This window comes from Candidatus Marinimicrobia bacterium CG08_land_8_20_14_0_20_45_22 (assembly GCA_002774355.1).
GTDB lineage: Bacteria > Fidelibacterota > UBA2242 > UBA2242 > UBA2242 > 0-14-0-20-45-22.
Genome location: PEYN01000065.1, coordinates 1 through 1,749, shown reverse-complemented (window position 1 = coordinate 1,749; position 1,749 = coordinate 1). Strand labels below are relative to the sequence as shown.

Here is a 1,749-nt window from a genome sequence, read left to right as displayed (position 1 = left end):
TTCCGCCGTGACTCCGAGTTCCTTCGCCTTGACCGCAATGAACATGTTTTTCTGAACTTCGGAGACGAGATTCTGTGCGCGCAGTTCTTTGCTCACGTCAAGATATTTGATGATCTCCGGCGCGATAATTTCACGAATGACCGCGGCGATCTGATCGTCTCCGACCATGCCTTTAGCCCGAAGATTCATTTTGAACGTCGATTGAACCGCCCCTGGAAGCGGATTGTAATCGAAACGCGAAATCCGAATGCTTTCATGAATGGCATTTAGCAGAAACCGCTCGTTTTCTCCCATCAAACGGATGTTGGAATCGGTTATCATCAGCACGTCCACAAAAGCAACTGATTTTCGCACGTACTTCCCGGATTGCGGATATGAAAACGCCGCCAAAAGGAGGATGACCCCGATGACGGCAAGAATTTCCCGATGGGAGATTCCGGGCTTCGATGAACAGATGATTTGGTTTTTATTTTGCACGATCAACACCTCAACTTTACAGATTCATAATATGGTTGAATTTCTGTTATAGCCGGTAATAAATCAAACTTTTTTTAACCAGAGAATGAAATATTTTTATTGACTAATTGCAACTTTCGGCATAAAATCAGGCAAAAGATTCAAGTTAATTTCATGCAACACAAAAGCCTTTCCCGATTTGCCCTTCTTCTCTTGCTCGTTGCAATCTGTGTCCGAACGTCCGGTTCGACCATTGTCATAAACGAAGTTATGGCCAATCCGTCCGGGGAGGAAAGTTACGATGAATTCATCGAGATATACAATTGCAGCGACTCTTCGATTGCATTGAGCGGCTATTACCTGAAAATAAACGGTTACACGGACACACTGAGTTTCGTGGTGGATTATGGCGATACGATCAAGCCGAACGGTTTTGCCCTCATAATGGATCGCGGTTATTTGGTGGAGAACAAATCCTCTTTTTATGAAGATTTGATTCCGGCCAGCGCCCTCTTGATTACAATTCAGGATAATTCTTTGTCGCGAACCGGCTTAGTGAATGATGCCGCAAGTCAGATTTACCTGTTTAGTCCGCAGAGAGACACGGTTTCTGCCGTATTAACGACCGCCCAACCGTCATCCGAATACAGTTGGGAGAAAATTATCCCGGAAGGCAACAACCATATATCCAACTGGGGCAACAGCCGTGTTTTATACGGCACACCCGGCTTTCGCAACAGCATCTCGCCATTGCCGTTCGACCTAAGCCTGAACCGATTCTCGTGTCTTTCCGATCCCCAATCGCTCGAAACCGGAAACACTATCGATTTTTCCATTGTCGTGAAAAATATTGGCGAGAATCCGTGTGATTCGGCGACGGTGCGTTTTGGCGAGGACGCCGACCGCGACAGCAATCTATCCACGAGCGAAGTGCTCGCTACCACATTTGTCTCAATCAATCCGAAAGACTCGGCGACAGTTTTGTTCGACGCGATTTTTCAGCAGGCGGGAATTCACTACCTCATGGCTGATGTCGTTGTCAGCGTCGATGACAACTTACTGAATAATCGAAAAACACACGAATTGCGAATTCCCTTTCTAACTCATTGTCTTGCCATCAACGAGTTTATGTACTGTCCAGCTTCCGGTTCCGGCGGCGAATGGATCGAATTGCTCAACATTTCCGCTGACACTGTCAATTTGCGAGAATGGACAATCGGTGATAATTCGACGACTGCGAATCTGACTAAGTCGGATTTTCTTTTACCGCCTGATGAATTCGCCGTCATTGCA

General features: G+C 46.4%; 2 protein-coding genes. One reads left to right on the top strand and one right to left on the bottom strand.

From position 1 onward, the window contains the following. Positions 1-477: hypothetical protein (locus tag COT43_04065; protein ID PIS29321.1), on the bottom strand; the 477-nt coding region annotated here is incomplete at its 3' end. Positions 478-630: 153 nt separating this feature from the next. On the opposite strand from COT43_04065, the gene COT43_04060 reads away from it, so the two are divergent. Next, positions 631-1,749: hypothetical protein (locus tag COT43_04060; protein ID PIS29320.1), on the top strand; the 1,119-nt coding region annotated here is incomplete at its 3' end.